We start from the raw sequence: 17359 nt of genomic DNA on the forward strand, positions 1-17359 counted from the left end.
AACTCAGTTCTCGACACCGGCGGCGACAGCGTGCCGAACACCTTGTCGCGCAGAGTCAATCGTCTCGCCGATGGTCTGCCGCGCCTCGGTCACGGTCGCGGCGAGTTCGCGCCACTCCCGGTCGATCGAGTCGCGGAGTTCGCCACCCTGGGTCGCGACGGTCGCCACAGAGAAGGCGGCGTCGACGGCCGACGAGACGACAGTTCCCTGCGCGCGGACCACTGATCCGGTCACTTCCGCGGCGCCGCCGATGACTGCGTTCGGCAGGTTTGCTTGACCGCTGATGTACTCACCGATCGCGGAACGGACCCGGTCACCGGCATCGACGACGACGTGCTGCAACGTTTTGCCACTCTGGGTGACGGCCTCGGGCAGGGTAGCCCCACCGCGGACAGCGCCGACCACCGCGGCGGGTGCCTCGGCGATGGCAGCAGTGACGTCGCTGGCCACCTCGAGCAGCTCACAGCTCAACGCCTGACCGGCGACGAGCTGACGTTCGAGGACCTCGCGGACGGCGAGTGCGACGCGGGCCGCCTCCTCGGAGTCGTCGTCCTGCACCTCGGGTATCTCGATGGCCTGCAGATCGTCCGGCTCGACGGGCACATCTGGGGCCGCAGGCACTTCCAGGCTTTCGACGACCTCAGCGTCATCGATGATCGCAGCGATTTCGGTGGTCTCGGTATCGGTCATGGGCGCCATTGAACGCCCCGCCGCCGAATCCCGAGTGGCGCCCAAGTGGCCACCAGGACCACGGTAAGCGACGAGCTAACTCACACCCAGTAGGGCACGCGGGCACGGAACTGCCGCAACGCCAGCACCGCTACGGTCCACCCGACGATCGTCAACACGATGACCACGACCCAGTGACGCATTTCTTGCGGCGCACCCAGCAGCGGCGCCCGCACGATGTCGAGGTAGTGCAGCAGCGGGTTCAGCTCGACGATGGTCCGCCAGCGACCGGCCCCCTGAGCCTCCAGCGTCGCGTCGTTCCAGATGATCGGCGTCATGAAGAACAGCAGCTGCACCAGGGAGAACAGCAGCGGGCTGATATCGCGGTACCGGGTCGACAGAATGCCGAAGCACAGCGCCACCCAGATGCAGTTCAGCATGATCAGGAACAGCGCCAGGATGAACGAAAGATCGGCCCACGACCAGTCTTTGGGGAAGATGATGGCTATCACCAGATAGATGACGATGTTGTGCGCAAACAGGATCATCTGCCGCCACACCAGTCGGTAAACATGCACACTCAACGGGGTGGGCAGCTGTTTGATCAGGCCCTCGTTGGCCACAAATACGTCGGCGCCCTCCAAGATCGAGGCGTTGATCAGGTTCCAGATGATCAACCCGAGGGTGACGTAGGGCAGATGCTCGGACAGCTCGAGATGGAACAGCTTCGAATACAGCCCACCCATGGCCACCGCGGTGGTGGCCGTGGCGATGGTGATCCAGAACGGCCCTAGCACCGACCGCCGGTAGCGCTGCTTGATGTCCTGCCAGCCCAGGTGCAGCCACAGTTCGCGGCGATTGAACCCGTCGACCAAGTCTTTACGTGCCCGATAGAACGTCCTGGACTGTGCCGCGGCATCGGTGAACGTCATTTGGCGAACCTTTCGCGTCTACCCAAGCGTCGCAACCTGATCCACTCGCGCAGACCGGCCGGGTCGCGGCGGGATACCAGGAAGAACCAGCCGAACCGCAGCCATTCCTGCGGCAGCAACTTGCGCAGCCCCGGCTGCGACAGCAGATAGCCGCGATTGCGGTAGGTGAAGTACCGCTTGGTCTCGTCATCGGGGTACTGGGTGTGCATCCGCCCGCCCAGGATCGGTTTGAACTCGTCGCCCCCCTGGGGATGCAGGTAGATCGCGTCCAGGCAGGTGCCGAAGGGCAACCCGGAACGCACCAGCCGGCGATGCAACTCCACCTCGTCACCGCGCACGAACAACCGAAGATCAGGTACCCCAACGGCTTCCACTGCGTCAGCCCGGAAAAGCGCACCGTTGAACAGCGATGCGATGCCGGGGAGTAGATCCTGTCCGGGCCCTTCGGTTCGTAATTCAGAGGCGCGCCGGCGCCACACCAAACCGCGGCGCAGCGGGAACGCGAGTCGATCCGGATCGTCGAGATCGCACACCATCGGCGACACCTCGGCGAGTGAATGCTTGTGCGCGCAGGCCAGCAGGGTGGCCAGCACGGTGGGCCCCTGTGGGCGCCCGTCATCGTCGGCGAGCCAGATCCAGTCGGCACCCAATGCCAGGGCATGCAGCATGCCAAGCGCGAAACCACCTGCGCCACCGAGGTTTCGGTGGGAGCCAAGATATGTCGTCGGGATGGGCTGACCGGTCACCAGGTCGTGGACCCGGTCGTCGTGATCGTTGTCGACGACGATCAGGTGGTCGAGCTGGCGGCTCTGGGCGGACAGCACGTCCAGAGACTTGGCAAGCGAATCCGGCCTGCGGTGCGTCACGACGACGGCACAAACAACCTCAGTCATGCGTGTGGGCTGTCTCCTGCAACACTTCCCGCACGTGGCGGGCGGCATCCTCGCCCTCATAGGCACGAACGACGTCCTCGATACCGCCGGACATCCTGATGGTCCCGTGGTCGATCCACATCGCGGTCTTGCACAGCCGCGCCAGGAATTCGTTGGAATGGCTGGCGAACACCAGGATTCCGGAACGCTCCACCAGTTTCTGCAATCGCGTCTGAGCCTTCTTCAGGAAGTCGGCGTCGACAGCGCCGATACCCTCGTCGAGCAAAAGGATTTCGGGATCGATGCTGGTGACCACGCCCATCGCCAGCCGCACCCGCATGCCAGTGGAGTACGTGCGCAGCGGCATCGACAGGTACTCACCGAGCTCGGTGAAATCGGCGATCTCGTCAACCTTGGCCATCATCTGTTTGCGGGTCTGGCCCAGGAAAAGGCCACGGATGATGATGTTCTCGAAACCGGAGATCTCCGGGTCCATCCCGACACCGAGATCGAAGACCGGCGCCACCCGGCCGCGCACCGAGGCGACGCCGCGGGTCGGTTCGTAGATCCCCGAAAGAAGCCGCAGCAGAGTGGATTTGCCCGCGCCGTTATGCCCGACCAGGCCGACGCGATCCCCCATCTCCAGGGACATCGTGATATCCCGCAACGCCTCGATGACCACGACGTTGGACTCGTTGCGGCCAATCGTTCCACCGGCCTTGCCCAGGAACGCCTTCTTCAGCGACCGCGATTTCGCGTCGAATATCGGGAACTCGACCCAGGCGTCGCGGGTCTCGATGTGCGGGTTGCTCACTGGTGGTCGCTACAGGTACTGCCCGGTGGCGGGCGAACCGCCGCCGCGTGGATCAGCGCCGCCCATACCGGGTGGCAGTGCACCCTGACGCATCTGCTCGAGCTGGGCGCGAGCCGCCATCTGCTGAGCGAACAGCGCGGTCTGGATACCGTGGAACAACCCCTCCAGCCAACCCACGAGCTGAGCCTGCGCGATTCGCAGTTCAGCGTCCGAGGGCACCGCGTCGTCGGTGAACGGCAGCGCCAGGCGCTCGAGTTCTTCGCGCAGTTCCGGCGCCAGACCGTCCTCGAGTTCGCGGATGCTGGAGGTGTGGATCTCTTTGAGCCGATTGCGGCTGGCATCGTCCAGTGGTGCGGCTTTCACCTCTTCGAGGAGCTGCTTGATCATCGTGCCGATGCGCATCACCTTGGCCGGTTGCTGCACCAGGTCGGTCACCGACTTATCGTCGTCGGCGTCGGCGCCCATGATCATCATCTGCGGATCGGATTCGCCGATGATCTCGATGTTGTCGTCGTCGTTGCTCACGTTCAGCTCGCTCCTCCGCGCCATTCGTATATGCGGGTTTCGCCGTTGTCGTAGATCTGCTCCCACGACTTCGATTGATCCAACGAGACTAGACCGTCCGGCATGGCGAACTTGAGGACCACCGGAGTGCTGGTCAGCACGTACCGGATGTTGAGGGCCTTGACCGCTTCGGCGATCCGAGGGTCGTGGTCGGCGTCGTCGGCGTAGGCCCAGAAAATGAAGCGTTGATAACCGGGGCCCTGCTGCACGGGGTAGTCGTAATGCGTCCACAGGGGGTGCAGGCCCGCGACGGCGTACATCCACGCGGTGCCATCGGTGTTGGCGTCACCGATCAGGGTGTCCTTGGCGCCGGGCAGGGTGGCCAGGTAGGCGAACGCTGCCAGGTCCTTGTCGTCGATGATCACCGAGTCGTACTTCTCGCCGATCAAGTATCGGTGCCGCGGCAGGTAGTGCCAGGCCAGCCCGACGCAGGCGCCGACGAGCAGCACCGCCGTCGAGGCGATCCAGAACGGCCGGTCGGGCGCGCGGTCGGTGATCCGCTCGGTCAGCCGTCGGGCACCGGCCACGATCAGCAGGACGGCGGCGAAGAGCGCGATCCCGGCCATCGGCGTGATCAGCATGGTGACCACGGCGGACAGTCGGCGCGGATCGCTATAGAACAGATCGCTGAACCCCCCGATCGCAATCCCGACCGGTCCCCCGAAGGGCGCGCCCGAGTGCACGATCGAAATGATCAACAGCACCCAGACCGCCAGCGGCCACCAGATGCGCTTGGCGAGCAGGATCAGCCCGCCGGCCGCGGCCAGCCCGATCAGGATGTTCTGGATGGGATAGTCGTTGAGGTGCCGGGTGTGCTGCACGATCCCGTTGAACAGCACCCGCAGCCTGGTCTGGTGGGTGACGAACTCGTGCCCGGCGATGACCTCAGCCTGCTGGAACAGCGAGAGGAACTGCGGCAGCAGCGCGAGCACGGACGGCACGGCGATGACCGCAAGCGTCAGAAAGTCTGGCAATCGCCCGCGGACCGGATGCCAGAGCACCGCGAACAGCCACCACATCACGACGAAGATCACTGTCACCACGCCGCCGGTGGTGTGCACCGAGAACACCCCGAGTAACGCCAGTACCGCCAGCGGAATCCGGTCGCGGTGCGCCAAGCAGGACATGATCAGCACCGCTGTCGGTACCGCGACGCCGTAGGCGGCCATATTGGGCATCGACGCCGTGTCGAACTCGACATAGGGCACCGCGGTGAAGGACGCGGCCAATGCGGCCGCCGTTGCCGCCGCGCCTGCGGTGCGCCACTGCGTGCTGCGGGGCCGCAGCAGGGTCCAGGTCAGGATCGCAGCGCTGGACGGGAACAACCAGACCGCCGCGGCCAGCGAATTCAGGGTGTAGGCGGTCGTGGGGGCGGCACCGAAGAGCTGGCATTGCATGGCGGCCAGGGCGTGGAACACCGACGGGTAGTACAGCTGGGCGTGCGTTTCCACGTTGCGTAGCTCGCCCATATGGGTCGACGACGCCTGCCCGGTCTCGAGGATGAAACGAATGGTGTTGGCGTGCCACACCGCGTCCCAGGTGCTGGGGATCGACTGCCAGTGCGGCATGCCCAGGTAGGCGGCCAGGAAGATCAACGCGGCGCCAAGGGCGGTGCCCGCCGCTACGACCAGGGCCGGTCGGAGCGCGACAGCGCGCGCTTCTGCGTCCCTATCTCGGTAGCGGGACAGGACTTTGGGCAAACTCGCAGCTACCGCGGTGACCACCATCAGTGACGCCAGCGCTGTCAGTGCGTTCCAGGGGATTCCGAGTGCGCCGAACGGAATAATGAACAGTCCGACCACGCCGTATGTGAGTGCTGGGCCAACTGCCACCGCGACAGGCAAAGTTTGCCGTGCTGCCAGCGCAACGATCATGCCAGGTACCACCAGCAACAAGAGCGCTTGTAGCAGTCCGAACCCAAAGCTCACTGGACTAGTATGGCTGGCCAGGTGGCCGGGTTTGGTACCGCGTGGGGATGCCGCTCCCGCACGTTGGTCCAGCAGCCCGCAGATACCTCCTGGTTTTAGGAAAAGTTCTCACCCCGAAGGACGGCTCGCATGGCATTTGACGTCGCCCGGGTGCGTGGTCTGCATCCGTCGTTGGGCGACGGCTGGGTGCATTTTGATGCCCAGGCCGGAATGCTGATTCCCGATTCCGTCGCCACGACAGTCTCGACCGCTTTCCGGACGTCCAAGCCCAGTGCCGTTGGCCCGCATCCCGCTGCGCGGCGCAGCGCCGCGCTCGTGGAAGCCGCGCGCCAAGCGGTTGCTGATCTTGTCAATGGAGACCCGGCCGGAGTCGTGCTCGGCGCCGATCGGGCGGTGTTGTTGAGCTCGCTGGCGGATGCGTCATCGTCGCGGGCGGGCCTTGGCTACGAACTCGTCGTCACCAGGCTCGACGACGAAGCAAACATTTCCCCTTGGCTGCGAGCAGCGAACCGCTACGGCGCGAAGGTGAAATGGGCCGAGGTCGATATCGAAACCGGCGAGCTGCCTGCCTGGCAGTGGGAGAACCTGATCACCGCGCCCACCCGGCTGGTCGCCATCTCCACGGCGTCGTCGACGTTGGGCACGCTGGTCGATCTGCGTCCGGTGACGAAGCTGATGCGGGATGTCGGTGGGTTGGTCATCGTCGACCACAGTGCGGCCGCGCCCTACCGGCTGATCGACATCGATGATCTCGACGCCGATGTGGTGGCGTTGAACATGGTCGGCTGGGGCGGCCCACCGATCGGTGCGCTGGTGTTCCGCGACCCGTCACTGATCGACACCTTCGGGTCGGTATCGATGAATCCCTACGCCGTCGGACCGGCCCGCCTCGAAATGGGCGTCCACCAATACGGCCTACTCGGTGGTGTGGTCGCCAGTATCGAATACCTCGCCAATCTCGACGAGGCCGCGGTCGGTACGCGGCGTGAACGATTGGCGGTGTCGATGCAGTCAGCCGCCGCGCATATGGATCAGCTTTTCGATTATTTGCTGGCGTCGCTGCGCTCACTGCCGCTGGTGATGGTGATCGGTAGTCCCGAGCTACGCATTCCCGCAGTCAGTTTCGCGGTGGCCAATGTACCCGCGGAGCGTGTGGTCCAGCGGCTGGCGGACAACGGGATCCTCGCCATTCCGAATGCGACTTCACGGGTCCTTGACGTGATCGGCGTCAACGATGTCGGCGGCGCGGTGACCATCGGTCTTGCGCATTATTCGACGACGGCCGAGGTCGATCAGTTGGTGCGGGCGCTGGCCAGTCTCGGCTGAGATCTAGACGGTCAGCAGCACTTTGCCGGTGACCTTGCCCGAGGTCAGCAGCTGGTGTGCCTCGCCGGCCCGCTCGATGGGAAGCACCGCGCCGATGATCGGCCGCACCTGACCGTCGGCGATCATCGGCCACACCGAATCGACGACGGCCGCCACGATCGCGCTTTTGCCCATCGGGCCATCGAGAGGCCGCGCGCGCAGTGCCGTCCCGATGACGCGGGTCCGCTTACCGACCAACTTGCCGATATTCAGTTCGCCCTTGACGCCGCCTTGCATTCCGATGACCACCAACTGACCGTCGTAGGCCAGCGCATCGAGATTGCGATCCAGGTAGGAGGCTCCCATGATGTCAAAAATGACATCTGCGCCTGCGCCGCCGGTTTCCGCCCTGATGCGTTCGACGAAGTCCTCGTCGTTGTAGTTGATGACGATGTCCGCCCCGAGTTCACGGCACAGCTCAAGCTTTTCCGTCGACCCCGCGGTGACAGCGACCCGGCAGCCCAGCGCCTTGGCCACCTGGATGGCATGCGTACCGATACCGCTGGCGCCGCCGTGCACGAGCAGTACCTGACCAGCGGCCAGGTGTGCGGTCATCACGAGGTTCGACCACACCGTGCATGCCACCTCGGGTAGGCCGGCAGCATCCTGCAGGGAGACCCCGGCCGGGATCGGCATCACCTGGCCGGCGGGCACGGCGGCGAATTCCGCGTAACCGCCGCCGGCCAGCAGGGCGCACACCTGTTGCCCGATCTGCCAGTCCCCGGCGTCTGCGCCGAGTGCGGCCACGGTTCCTGAGACCTCCATTCCGAGGGTCTGGCTGGCCCCCGGCGGCGGTGGGTAGTGCCCGGCGGCCTGCAACAGATCGGCCCGATTCAACCCGGCCGCAGCAACCTTGATCAGGATCTCGCCGGGACCTGGTGAAACGTCGGGGACCTCGTGCCAGAGAAGTTGCTCGGGGGAGTCAGCAACGATCGCATGCATGGTGGTCACGCTACTACCTGCGGGTTTGTCTACCCGAGCGAGCCGCGGTCACTTATATTGACGCCATGGAGGGGATTATTGCCGGGCGGACCGCAAGTGACATGCCTGGTTTGGATATAGCTGAGCAGAGGTCGTGGCAGAACTTCCTCGACTCTGCACTGCGGATGTACGCGACGTTGAACCGGGGCTTGACCGAGCAGCACAAGCTCACTCTCAATGATGTCCGGCTCCTGGACATGCTGGACAAATCGGAAACCGGATCGGCACGGATGGGCGACCTCGCCGAGGCGCTGATGTCGCTGCCCAGTCGGGTGACCAGACAGATCCGCCGCCTCGAGGCGCAGGGCCTGGTCAAGCGGACGGCCAGCCCGGACGACGGCCGGGGGGTGCTGGCCACCATCACCGACGACGGTCGGGAACTGGTCCGCAAGGCGATGGTGACCTACTGCCAGGGGGTGCGGTCGCATTTCCTTGGCCAACTCTCGCGGCCGCAGATGGCGGCGATGGGGGAGAACTGTCGGCGGATCAGTACCGGCCTGAAGGGTTCCGGATCGACCGCCACGTTCGGTCGCGCCTGACACTCGTTAGGGCTGGAGCGCCACCACCGTTTAGTCTTGTCGGCGGTGGCGTGGCAGAGCGGCCTAATGCACTCGCCTTGAAAGCGAGAGTCGGCTAACACCGACCGGGGGTTCAAATCCCTCCGCCACCGCCAATTTTTTTCTTGGGCTGCTAGATGCGCAGCGCGCCCGCCAGAGCAGACAGCGGGATATGCGCCTGCACGGTGCCGCCGTCCATCGACCACTGCATGCGGCCCGTCGTGAAGTCGAGCGGCTCGTCGTGGCCCACCGGGTAATCCGGCATGTACAGGATCAACTCGTCCGGAGTCAGTGCCCAGGCCTGGTACCCGCCCGAATAGACCTTGTCGGGCGTCCACCGCTGCGCGATGAACGGGTAGGTACCTGGGGTGTGCGGGGGCGCGGCCTGGTCGAGCGCGGCGTCGATGAACGGCAGGCCCAGCGCTGGGATCGTCGCGAACGGATCGGCCACCACATCGGCGAGCTGCAGTCGCCGCCCACTGGTCATGTCGAAGGTGAAGGTGCGATAGGCGTTGTTCGGCTGGGGTCCGTCGGCGTGGTAGTCCTCATGGAACACCGCGCTGAGCAGATCGCCGTGTCGGAAGATCTGGTAGTTCTCCTCGCCGAAGCTGTCGGCGATCATGGTGGCGCCGACGGTCTTCCAGTTGTTGACCAGGGTGCGTAGATAATCGCGGACCACCGGGCCGACGGCCGGGTCGTCGACGAGCTCGCCGGGAACGGCGACCTTGATATCGCGGACGGCGTTGCGTTCGGATGTCACCGAGGTGTGGCAGTACTGGCCGTCCCACTCGCTACCGAGTTCGCCGCAGAAGGACTGGGCTGTTGCCCGCGCGGTGGCTGTGCCGTGGATCGTCGCGGCCCCGAGCAGGAGCGCGATCGCTGCGACTTTGGTGATCAGCATTTAGAGGAGTTGGACTTTGCCGGCCAGCCAGCGACCGTCGATCTTCTCCATGGTGATCTTGATCCTGCTGCGGTCGATACGCGGGTCGGGTACCGCGGAGTTGGTGACGGTCTGATCGATAAAGAGCAGGACCACAACCTTATTCGTGGATTCCGACTGAATCGCGGTGTCCACCACCACGCCGTGTGCGGTGGCTTTGTTGTCGATCAGCAGCTGCCGAAGCTGCACGCTGGACTGGGTGTACATGTCCTTGAACTCGCCGGTTGCGCCGTCGAGTACGTCCCGGAAGTTCTGGTCGACATTGCCCGAATCGACGCTCGTCAACACCTGCGCATACGTGATCGCCGCTTGCAGGGCCGCCTGCCCGGCCTGCTGGGTTTGATGGTATTGCCACTGCTTCCAGCCTAGGACGCCGGAAACCGCAAGTGCGGCAACAAGTAACACCGGCAGCACACTGCGGCGCAGATATCTGCCCCACGGCCGCGTGCTCTGCTCGGGGGCTGGGTCGGGCTGTTCGTCCGTGAGCTCCTGGTCCACGGTCTCCTCGTCGGCATTCTCTTCATCGGCGGAGCTGGTGGGCTCTTCTTTGTCGGTTGTGGTGGTCACAGGGTCTCCTCGGCGTGGGTGTTAGTGCGGCGGTTCTATCGGCAGGATCGGCCCGCCGTATGGAGTGGGAATCGTGTAGCGGCCCTGAGGGGTTGGATCGGTTCGGCGGCCGAGGTCCGCCCCCGGCGGTGGACCTGCGGTGTCATCGCCGGCCGGCCGCGGCGCGTTCTTGGCTCCGCGGATGCCCACCCCGGGATCGTCGTCGCGGCAGTAGGTGTACATGAAGGGTTCGGGATAGTCGGCGGCCGACGGCGCGAACCTGGGTGTGCCGTAGTCGCAGGCGTAGCGGGGGTAGAAATCGGCGGTGGCCCAGATGCCGTGATCGTGCATGGTGCTGTCCAGTGCGTCCAATAGCGAACCGCGATAGTCAGGGAAGAGCGCGTTGACCGCTGGAACCCGCAGATAGAGGAGCTGTGCGCTGCTGGCGGCGCTGGCCAACAGTTGCACCATGGTGTCCGAGTTGTCGGCGAACAGGTTGTCGACGCCGGCCAGGCTCTGCGGGGATTGTTGGATCAGGTGGCGATAGCCGTCCTGCATTCTGGCCATGCCGGTCAGGGTGTCGTTGAGCCCCATGGTCGTTGCGGCCAGGCCGGCGTTTTTGTCCGCAGCGAGGTTCAGCACCACTCGACTTGTCTTGATGATGCTGGTGGTTTCGGGCAGTACCGAATCGAGCGTCGAGAGCAGGAAGGTACCGCCGTCGACGATGGCGGCCAACTTCCGCGGGCCGTCGTTGGACATGCTCAGCTCTCGCTTGATGACTTCCATCTTGCGAGGGTCGATCTGGGCCAGCATGCCGTCGGCGTCGGTGAGGAACTGCGCCATGGTCAATGGCACGGTGGTCCGGTCTGCCCCAACGACGCTGCCGTCGTGCAGATAAGGACCGGCGTCGGACTCGGCTTCGAAGTTCAGCGTTTGTTCGCCGCCGGCGGACAGCGCCGACACCTGGACAGCGGCGGCCGCCGGGATCCGCACGTCTGACGTGATGTTGGCGACGGCGTTCACGCCACGGTCGGTGATCTGCAGCGACTGGACACGCCCGATCTGGACGCCGCGCAGCGAAACATCCTGATTGGGTAGCAGCCCGCCGGATTGCGGCAACTGCACGGTGACGTGATACGACGGCGAGAACGGGGCCACCCGCAACGCACCGGCCAGGAGGTAGGCGGTCGCAAGGACCAGCGTCAGGGCGAGTCCGCCCACCGACAGCCAGGTCTGGCGGCGGTGGCCCGCGCGTACCACCCGCACGATGGTGGTGGCTATCGCGTCGATCATCCGGGTGGTCCTGGTGTCACCGGCACCTGTGGTGAGTCCGGTCCGCGGCCCACCACTCGCTCTTGCAGACGCCACAACGTGTATTTCAGCGAGCCGACGAACTGGTTCCAGTCGGATCGCTTCGGTCCGTGGAAGCCGGGGTCACCGGGGAACCCGATATCGGGTACCGACCCGAGCACCAGCCGATCGAGGCTGCCACGCCCAGAAGCCGCGAAACCGGAGGTCGACTTGATCAACGGGGGCAGCATCCGATTCAGCGCCAGCCAGCTCGTATCCGGGCTCACCGCAACATCATTGAGGGCGCCGGCGATCGTGTTGAGATCACCGATCGCGCTCCGACCGCTGGTGTCGGTGCCTCCTAGCGAGGGGAATTTGGCCAGCAACTGTGCAGTGTCGCCGGCCTGCACGGCCAGATCGGAGAGTCCGGCGGTGTTGGCGGCCAACGCCTCGGTACTGGGCCCGGCCGCGGCCATCAGGTCGGCGATGGTCTGCTGCTTGTCATCGAGTTGGCCGGTAAGGCGGGACATTTCGGTCATCGCGTTGGAGATCTGCCCGGAGCGGGTGTCCAGCGTGGCGAGCAGCTGGTTGGATTTGCCGATCAGATCTGCTATCGCCTGACCGCGGTCACCCGTCGCTCTACCGAAACCGTTGACGATATTGGTGAAGTTGCGCACCGAGCCGCCGTTCACCAGCACTGCCGCCGAGCTGAGCAATGACTCGACCGTCGCGGACGACGCCGTCGAATCCAGGCCGATGACGTCGCCGTCGCGCAACATGGCTGGGTTTGGCGGGGTCGGCGTGGCGGCCCGGGGCGGCTGGAGCGCCACGAACACATCGCCCAACGGTGTCGCGGTGCGCAATTCGGCGGTGCTACCCACCGGCAACCTGACACTGTCATTGATGCGCAGCGTGGTGACTGCGGTGTAATTGCGGGCGGCCATGGACTCGACCTGACCCACGTCGGCACCGGCGAGTTTCACCTTGGCGTTCATCGGCAAATTGAGCGCGTTGGCGAACACCGCGGTCAGCCGATACCCCGTCGAATCCAATCCGGGGGTCGGAAGGGGAAGGCTGGCCAGGCCGTCCGTACCGCATCCTGAACTGACGACGGCTGCCACTATGACGGCACCGAGGGCAGGCCACCTGCGTTGCTTCCTCACTTCTGCCCCATCGCCGCCATGCCGTCCAGCACATAGGTCAGGCCGAAATCGGGACCGTAATCCTGTATTGTCCCTGTGCTGCAGCCCAATTGGCGCAGACCCATCAGGTTGCAGACCTCTTTGGTCCACTGGCTGTCGAACACGATCCGGTCGACCAGGGCCTTCCCGCGGATGGCCCCGTTGGTCTGGTCGATGCTGTTGTAGACGTTATCGGCGACCATCGGCGCCAGATCGAGCAGTTCGGCCATCTCGCGCTGATTATCGGTTGCCGTTTTCGCCATGGTGTTGCCGTTGAGGATGGCCTGTTTGACGGCGTCGCGGTGGGTGTCGAGCAGATCGGTGGCCTGCTGGGTCAGTTGGTTGAGCTTCTTTCCGGTGGTGCCGCTGCCGATGTCCTCATCGGCCATCACCTGGCTGACCTGGTGCAGGGTCGACGCGAATTCGCGCAGCTTGGTGTCATTGGCGGCGGCCACATCCAACAGCGAACTGACATTCTTGACGATCGTGGTGATCTGCTCTCGGGTCTGCGCACCGCCGTCGCTGCTGAGCCGCAGCGCCTGGGACAGCTCGTCGAGCGCGTGCTTTATCTTCTGGCCGTTCCCGTCGACAGTCGCTGCGCCGCCGTTGATCACGGCGGCCAGCGGTCCGCCGCCCTGACCGTCACCGGCCAGTGATGTGCTCACCCGGTCCAGAACGCTCAGCACGCGGCTGAACTCGATGGGTGTCTTGGTGCGGGTCAGGCCGATGGTGTCGTGGTTTTCCATCGTCGGCCCGCCACGGTAGGGCGGGGTGAGCTCGATGTGGCGGTCGGTGAGTATCGACGTCGACACCGTCACCGCTTGGGCGTCGGCAGGTACTTTGACGTCGCGGTCGACGGTGAAATCCACTTCGACGTAGCCACCGCGCGGGTTGATCTTGGTGATCCTGCCCACCGGCATACCCAGCACAGCCACCACATTGCCCTCGTATAGCCCTGCGGCGCTATCGAATTGGGCGGTGATGGTGATTGGCTTCGGCTTGCCGCCGATATACCACCAACCCACGACGACCGCAGCCAGCACCACGATAACGGTGGCCACGGCGGTGACGATCCTGGCCCTGGCCCTGGCCCTGGCCCTGGCCCTGGCCCTGGCCCTGGCGCGGGTCGGTCGCCGGCTCACTTGCAGTCCTTGTAGTAGGGGATCATGGCGAACTGTTCGGCGCGGCCGCTGATGGCGCACATCCACGAATCGACGAGCAGGCCGCCGGGCGCGGTGACATTGATGGCGTTTCCGTCACCGGTCATATTGGCGACCTGACGCAACATGACGGGACTGACCTGCAGGATGTTGCGTAGCAGATCATCATGTTGGGCAATGAGATTGGTGAATTCCCGGGTATCTGCGACCAGCGCGTCGATCTGCGGGCGGTCGTCGACGACGAGTGTGTCCATGATACCGACGAGACTGGTCAGGGATTGCATCATCGCGTGAAAAACCGCGCGGCGGGCGATGAATTGACCCAACAGATCTTGGCCCTGGTTGACCAGTGCGCCGATGTTGGCCTGCTGGCGGTGCAGCGTGTTGGTCACCTGCTCGGTACCTTCCAGCAACTGGCCCAACTGATCACGCCGCTGCGCGATGATCGACGACAGTGTGTCGATATTCGCCATCGCCTGCGGTACCACCGCGGGCATCGTTTCGAGTTGATCACCCAGTAGGGCAAGCGATTCGGCGAACCTGTCGGAATCGACCTGTTCGAAGGTGGTGGTGACGTCCTTCAGCGCAGCCTGCAGATCGTAGGGAACCTCGGTGTGCGTCAGATTGAAGGTGTCATCCGGTAGCGATCCCGTGCCGTCGGGTTCGACCGCGATATAACGCGAACCGAGAATGGTGGCGACCCTGATCACTGCGGTGGAACCATCGCCCAGCACGATGTCATCGCGAATCTTCAAACCGGCCTCGACGTGGTCGCCGGCGAGCTTCATGCTGCTCACGGTGCCGACCGGGATGCCGGCGATGGTGATCGCGTTCCCGACTTGCAACGACGCCGCCTGCAGAAACTCCGCCGTGTAGTGGCGGTACCCGACGCCGGCGGAATGCACGATCACCATGGTCCCGATCACCATCGCCACCACCGCGACGGCGACAAACCCCAGCCACGTCGTGTGGTAGCTCTCCAGTGGTCGAAATCGACTGCGCAGCGGACGATCAGCCATTGTTCCTGCACTTCGGGGTGTACTGCGGGCGGTGTCCCGGGGTGGCGGAATTGACGATCATCGGTACGACATCGTTGAGGCCGGGGAAGAACCCGAGCAGGTTCGCGTCGCAGGCGTAGCCGCTGGCGTAGGCGCCGTGGTTGCCCATCCGGGTCAGCCCCTTGAGCGCCAGCGGAATGTTGTCGGCGAAGAACGCCACCTGTGGCTCGACGCTGAGTAGGTGTTGGACGAAACCTGGCTGCCGCTCCATGAGTTCGGTGAGCGACGGATAGACGTTGTTGGCCGACGTCGACAGTCGGTCCAGCACGCGTGCCGTCGAACCTGTTGCCGCGACCAATTCGGGTCGCCGCTGATCCAGGGTGGAAACGGTGTCCCTGGTGGCTGTGATGACGCCGTCGAGGTTGGCGTTCTGCTCGGCGAGGGTGCCGACGACGTTGTTGAGACTGGTGATCAGATCCCCGAGGGACTGGTCTTTTCCGGCGAACGTCTCGGTGAGCGTGGTCGTCTGGCTGATCAGCGTCGCGAGCGACGACGTGTCACCTTGCAGCGACTGGATGAGTGACTTGGTGAGATTGTCGGCGTCGTGCGGATTCAACAAACTGAACAGCGGTTCGTAGCCGTTGAGCAGAGCGGTCACATCGAAGGATGATTCGGTGCGTTCCAACGGAATGACTCCGCCCGGGGCGAGGCGCGTCTGACTACCGCGGGTGCCCAGGGTCAGCCCGAGGTAACGCTGGCCGACGATGTTCTGGTAGGTCACGGATGCGACCGTGTTGCCGAACAAGGTCTGCTCGTTCTGCACCACGAAGTTGACCTTGGCGAGATTCCCTTCCAGTTCGATCTTTTCGACTCGGCCGACGCGTACCCCGGCCATCCGGACATCGTCACCTTCGCGAAGCCCGTATGCGTCGTGAAACATCGCCGAATACGGCGCGGTCGCTCCAGCCACATCACGGCGCAGGCTCACATAGACCAGCCACGTGACCGTCAACGCAGCCACCATGAACAGCGATAGGCCGACCAGCGGCGCCCGAAACGTCACCTAGGGCTCCCCGCCGGAGCTGAATCGACCCGTGACACCGTCGTTCCGCGGGCGACCGGTCCCAGCAGCAGTTCAGTGGCGACTGTGGCGGGACTGCCGGTGATCACCGTCAACATGTTCCGTTCGTATTGGCTGCCGACGGGACCTACGGTGCCGCCGAACGATGCCGGCGCGGCCGTGCCCGGTACCGGTGGTGCGGGGGTAACCCCTGCCGGCAGTGGCGGATTGGGATCGGCCAGGTTGGGGGCCGGGTTGATCAGCGGCGGTCCGACGGCGATGAGGTCACCGTCGGGGCCGACGACAGTTCCCGGCGGCGGTGCGAGACTCTCGGGTGGCTGATAGTTCTGCGGCAGAAGCACTTCCGGTAGGTCGGGCCGGACGGCAACCAGTGGCGCGGTGTAGCAACTTGGTCCCTTGAGATCGCCGTAGTGCGGGCAGTCGGCACGGGTGTATGAGTAGGAAGGGGTGAACGCGATATTCACCCGTGCGTTGAACATCCCGATGTCGGCCATCCAGACCTCGTCCATGAACTTGGTGGCCATATTGTCCACCTTGACCGCAGCCGGCAAGAAGACGTCGGCCTTTTGTGCCCACACACCCAGCACCGGGGTGAAGTCCGAGGTGGTGCGGATGAGCTGGTCGACGTGGGTGGCAAGCGCCTGATGCGCGGTGCCAAGGGTGTGGTCGACACCGGTAAGCAGTGTGGTCAACTGCCCGCGCGTCTCGGCGAACGTCCGCATCGGTTCGACGGCCTTCTGCAGTGTGTCGAAGAGATCCGGCGCGGTGTCGGCCAGTCCGCGGGTGGCATCGACGAGTGCGGTCAGCGTCGACGGGCCGGTGTCGGTGCCGACGGTCGAATTGAGTTGGTCGACAAGGCGATCCAGGCTCTTGCCGGCTCCCACCAGGGCTTCGCGGCGATGAGAGGTGGCCGCGGCGAGTGCGGCGAAGATGCCGACCGACGTGTCTTCGGGACCGCGGCCGCCCGCGTTGAGCAGTTCACGTAATTTGGTGATGGTCGTCTGGAAGAGCACCGTCGGCAGCCGGGTGTCCTCGGCGATATGGTCTCCTGGGCGGATCGCTGTGCCTTCTACTGCAGCGCCATCTACGCCAAAATCATTGCCGATCAGCTCAATCGACGACACCGCGAAGATGTTGCTGGGAACCACGCGGGCGGTCACCGTGGCCGGTATCGACGGGGCGTATTCGGGTTTGAGGTCGATCCGGACGTAGTTCGGCTGACCGTAGGCGGCGGGCACGACGCTGTTCACCGTGCCGACGAGGACACCGTGATACTTCACATCGGATTTCTCCGGCAGCCCGTCGCCGACGTTGAACAGGTCGGCGACCACCTTGACGTACTCATTGAGCCGTCCGGTCGACTTGAACAGAAGTGCCGACGTGATCAGGATGGCGACCACGAGAACCGCTACGCCGCAAAGGAGTAACTGCCCATCGGAGGCGCCACGTCCGTCGGGCTCGAAGGAATTGGGCTTACCCAT

17 protein-coding genes and 1 tRNA gene are annotated in these 17359 nt (G+C 64.6%); 3 read left to right on the top strand and 15 right to left on the bottom strand.

Annotated features, from left to right (window positions below; all coding sequences use genetic code 11):
• Nucleotides 1-3: 3 nt before the first annotated feature.
• The 6 genes from ADBZ9O_RS04020 to ADBZ9O_RS04045 form a co-directional block, all read right to left on the bottom strand.
• Complete coding sequence (locus tag ADBZ9O_RS04020; protein ID WP_526528623.1) at nt 4-690, bottom strand: hypothetical protein; 687 nt, start codon at nt 688-690, stop codon at nt 4-6.
• A gap of 80 nt (nt 691-770) precedes the next feature.
• Nucleotides 771-1601 (bottom strand): galactan export ABC transporter permease subunit Wzm/RfbD, encoded by an 831-nt coding sequence (gene wzm / locus ADBZ9O_RS04025; RefSeq protein ID WP_526528625.1) that lies wholly within the window; start codon nt 1599-1601, stop codon nt 771-773.
• Complete coding sequence (glfT1, locus tag ADBZ9O_RS04030) at nt 1598-2494, bottom strand: galactofuranosyltransferase GlfT1 (protein WP_526528627.1); 897 nt, start codon at nt 2492-2494, stop codon at nt 1598-1600. The genes wzm and glfT1 overlap by 4 nt, the downstream gene beginning before the upstream one ends.
• Nucleotides 2487-3287, bottom strand: coding sequence for a galactan export ABC transporter ATP-binding subunit Wzt/RfbE (wzt, locus tag ADBZ9O_RS04035; protein ID WP_526528629.1), 801 nt, complete (start codon nt 3285-3287; stop codon nt 2487-2489). The genes glfT1 and wzt overlap by 8 nt, the downstream gene beginning before the upstream one ends.
• Before the next feature lie 9 nt (nt 3288-3296).
• Nucleotides 3297-3836 (bottom strand): proteasome activator, encoded by a 540-nt coding sequence (locus ADBZ9O_RS04040; protein ID WP_526528631.1) that lies wholly within the window; start codon nt 3834-3836, stop codon nt 3297-3299.
• Nucleotides 3815-5779: a DUF6541 family protein gene (locus ADBZ9O_RS04045; protein WP_526528633.1), complete on the bottom strand. Its 1965-nt coding sequence runs from the start codon at nt 5777-5779 to the stop codon at nt 3815-3817. Before ADBZ9O_RS04045 ends, ADBZ9O_RS04040 begins: the two co-directional genes overlap by 22 nt.
• A gap of 129 nt (nt 5780-5908) precedes the next feature.
• Between ADBZ9O_RS04045 and ADBZ9O_RS04050 the strand changes: the two genes are divergently transcribed.
• Complete coding sequence (locus ADBZ9O_RS04050; protein WP_526528635.1) at nt 5909-7105, top strand: cysteine desulfurase-like protein; 1197 nt, start codon at nt 5909-5911, stop codon at nt 7103-7105.
• A gap of 3 nt (nt 7106-7108) precedes the next feature.
• Here ADBZ9O_RS04050 and ADBZ9O_RS04055 read toward each other — a convergent pair whose 3' ends face one another.
• Nucleotides 7109-8086 carry an NAD(P)H-quinone oxidoreductase gene (locus ADBZ9O_RS04055; protein ID WP_526532813.1) on the bottom strand — a complete coding sequence of 326 codons (978 nt, stop codon included), beginning with the start codon at nt 8084-8086 and terminating at the stop codon, nt 7109-7111.
• A 65-nt stretch (nt 8087-8151) separates the two neighbouring features.
• On the opposite strand from ADBZ9O_RS04055, the gene ADBZ9O_RS04060 reads away from it, so the two are divergent.
• Together ADBZ9O_RS04060 and ADBZ9O_RS04065 are read left to right on the top strand one after the other, a co-directional pair.
• Entirely contained in the window at nt 8152-8664 is a 513-nt protein-coding gene (locus ADBZ9O_RS04060; protein WP_526528637.1) for a MarR family winged helix-turn-helix transcriptional regulator, read from the top strand.
• A gap of 44 nt (nt 8665-8708) precedes the next feature.
• A tRNA-Ser gene (locus ADBZ9O_RS04065) sits at nt 8709-8798 on the top strand.
• A 17-nt stretch (nt 8799-8815) separates the two neighbouring features.
• Here ADBZ9O_RS04065 and ADBZ9O_RS04070 read toward each other — a convergent pair.
• The 8 genes from ADBZ9O_RS04070 to ADBZ9O_RS04105 all read right to left on the bottom strand — a co-directional run bounded on the left by ADBZ9O_RS04070 (nt 8816) and on the right by ADBZ9O_RS04105 (nt 17359).
• Complete coding sequence (locus ADBZ9O_RS04070) at nt 8816-9583, bottom strand: mannan-binding protein (protein ID WP_526528639.1); 768 nt, start codon at nt 9581-9583, stop codon at nt 8816-8818.
• A complete protein-coding gene (locus ADBZ9O_RS04075; protein ID WP_526528641.1) occupies nt 9584-10189 on the bottom strand; it encodes an Rv1363c family protein in 606 nt (201 codons plus the stop codon).
• Nucleotides 10190-10210: 21 nt separating this feature from the next.
• Nucleotides 10211-11461, bottom strand: coding sequence for an MlaD family protein (locus ADBZ9O_RS04080; RefSeq protein WP_526532815.1), 1251 nt, complete (start codon nt 11459-11461; stop codon nt 10211-10213).
• Nucleotides 11458-12582 (bottom strand): MlaD family protein, encoded by a 1125-nt coding sequence (locus tag ADBZ9O_RS04085; RefSeq protein ID WP_526532817.1) that lies wholly within the window; start codon nt 12580-12582, stop codon nt 11458-11460. Before ADBZ9O_RS04085 ends, ADBZ9O_RS04080 begins: the two co-directional genes overlap by 4 nt.
• Nucleotides 12583-12617: 35 nt before the next feature.
• Nucleotides 12618-13712, bottom strand: a complete 1095-nt coding sequence (locus tag ADBZ9O_RS04090) for an MCE family protein (protein WP_526532819.1) — start codon at nt 13710-13712, stop codon at nt 12618-12620.
• A 65-nt stretch (nt 13713-13777) separates the two neighbouring features.
• Nucleotides 13778-14818, bottom strand: a complete 1041-nt coding sequence (locus ADBZ9O_RS04095) for an MlaD family protein (protein WP_526528643.1) — start codon at nt 14816-14818, stop codon at nt 13778-13780.
• Nucleotides 14811-15860 (bottom strand): MCE family protein, encoded by a 1050-nt coding sequence (locus ADBZ9O_RS04100; RefSeq protein WP_526528645.1) that lies wholly within the window; start codon nt 15858-15860, stop codon nt 14811-14813. The genes ADBZ9O_RS04095 and ADBZ9O_RS04100 overlap by 8 nt, the downstream gene beginning before the upstream one ends.
• Nucleotides 15857-17359 (bottom strand): MlaD family protein, encoded by a 1503-nt coding sequence (locus ADBZ9O_RS04105; RefSeq protein WP_526528647.1) that lies wholly within the window; start codon nt 17357-17359, stop codon nt 15857-15859. Before ADBZ9O_RS04105 ends, ADBZ9O_RS04100 begins: the two co-directional genes overlap by 4 nt.

Source organism: Mycobacterium sp. (assembly GCF_965229105.1).
GTDB lineage: Bacteria > Actinomycetota > Actinomycetes > Mycobacteriales > Mycobacteriaceae > Mycobacterium.

What these genes read in the sequence shown, in the direction of transcription:
- ADBZ9O_RS04020 (WP_526528623.1), bottom strand. Translation starts at nt 690, where the DNA reads ATGACCGATACCGAGACCACCGAAATCGCTGCGATCATCGATGACGCT.
- wzm (WP_526528625.1), bottom strand. Translation starts at nt 1,601, where the DNA reads ATGACGTTCACCGATGCCGCGGCACAGTCCAGGACGTTCTATCGGGCA.
- glfT1 (WP_526528627.1), bottom strand. Translation starts at nt 2,494, where the DNA reads ATGACTGAGGTTGTTTGTGCCGTCGTCGTGACGCACCGCAGGCCGGAT.
- ADBZ9O_RS04040 (WP_526528631.1), bottom strand. Translation starts at nt 3,836, where the DNA reads ATGGCGCGGAGGAGCGAGCTGAACGTGAGCAACGACGACGACAACATC.
- ADBZ9O_RS04050 (WP_526528635.1), top strand. Translation starts at nt 5,909, where the DNA reads ATGGCATTTGACGTCGCCCGGGTGCGTGGTCTGCATCCGTCGTTGGGC.
- ADBZ9O_RS04055 (WP_526532813.1), bottom strand. Translation starts at nt 8,086, where the DNA reads ATGCATGCGATCGTTGCTGACTCCCCCGAGCAACTTCTCTGGCACGAG.
- ADBZ9O_RS04060 (WP_526528637.1), top strand. Translation starts at nt 8,152, where the DNA reads ATGGAGGGGATTATTGCCGGGCGGACCGCAAGTGACATGCCTGGTTTG.
- ADBZ9O_RS04070 (WP_526528639.1), bottom strand. Translation starts at nt 9,583, where the DNA reads ATGCTGATCACCAAAGTCGCAGCGATCGCGCTCCTGCTCGGGGCCGCG.
- ADBZ9O_RS04080 (WP_526532815.1), bottom strand. Translation starts at nt 11,461, where the DNA reads ATGATCGACGCGATAGCCACCACCATCGTGCGGGTGGTACGCGCGGGC.
- ADBZ9O_RS04095 (WP_526528643.1), bottom strand. Translation starts at nt 14,818, where the DNA reads ATGGCTGATCGTCCGCTGCGCAGTCGATTTCGACCACTGGAGAGCTAC.
- ADBZ9O_RS04105 (WP_526528647.1), bottom strand. Translation starts at nt 17,359, where the DNA reads ATGGGTAAGCCCAATTCCTTCGAGCCCGACGGACGTGGCGCCTCCGAT.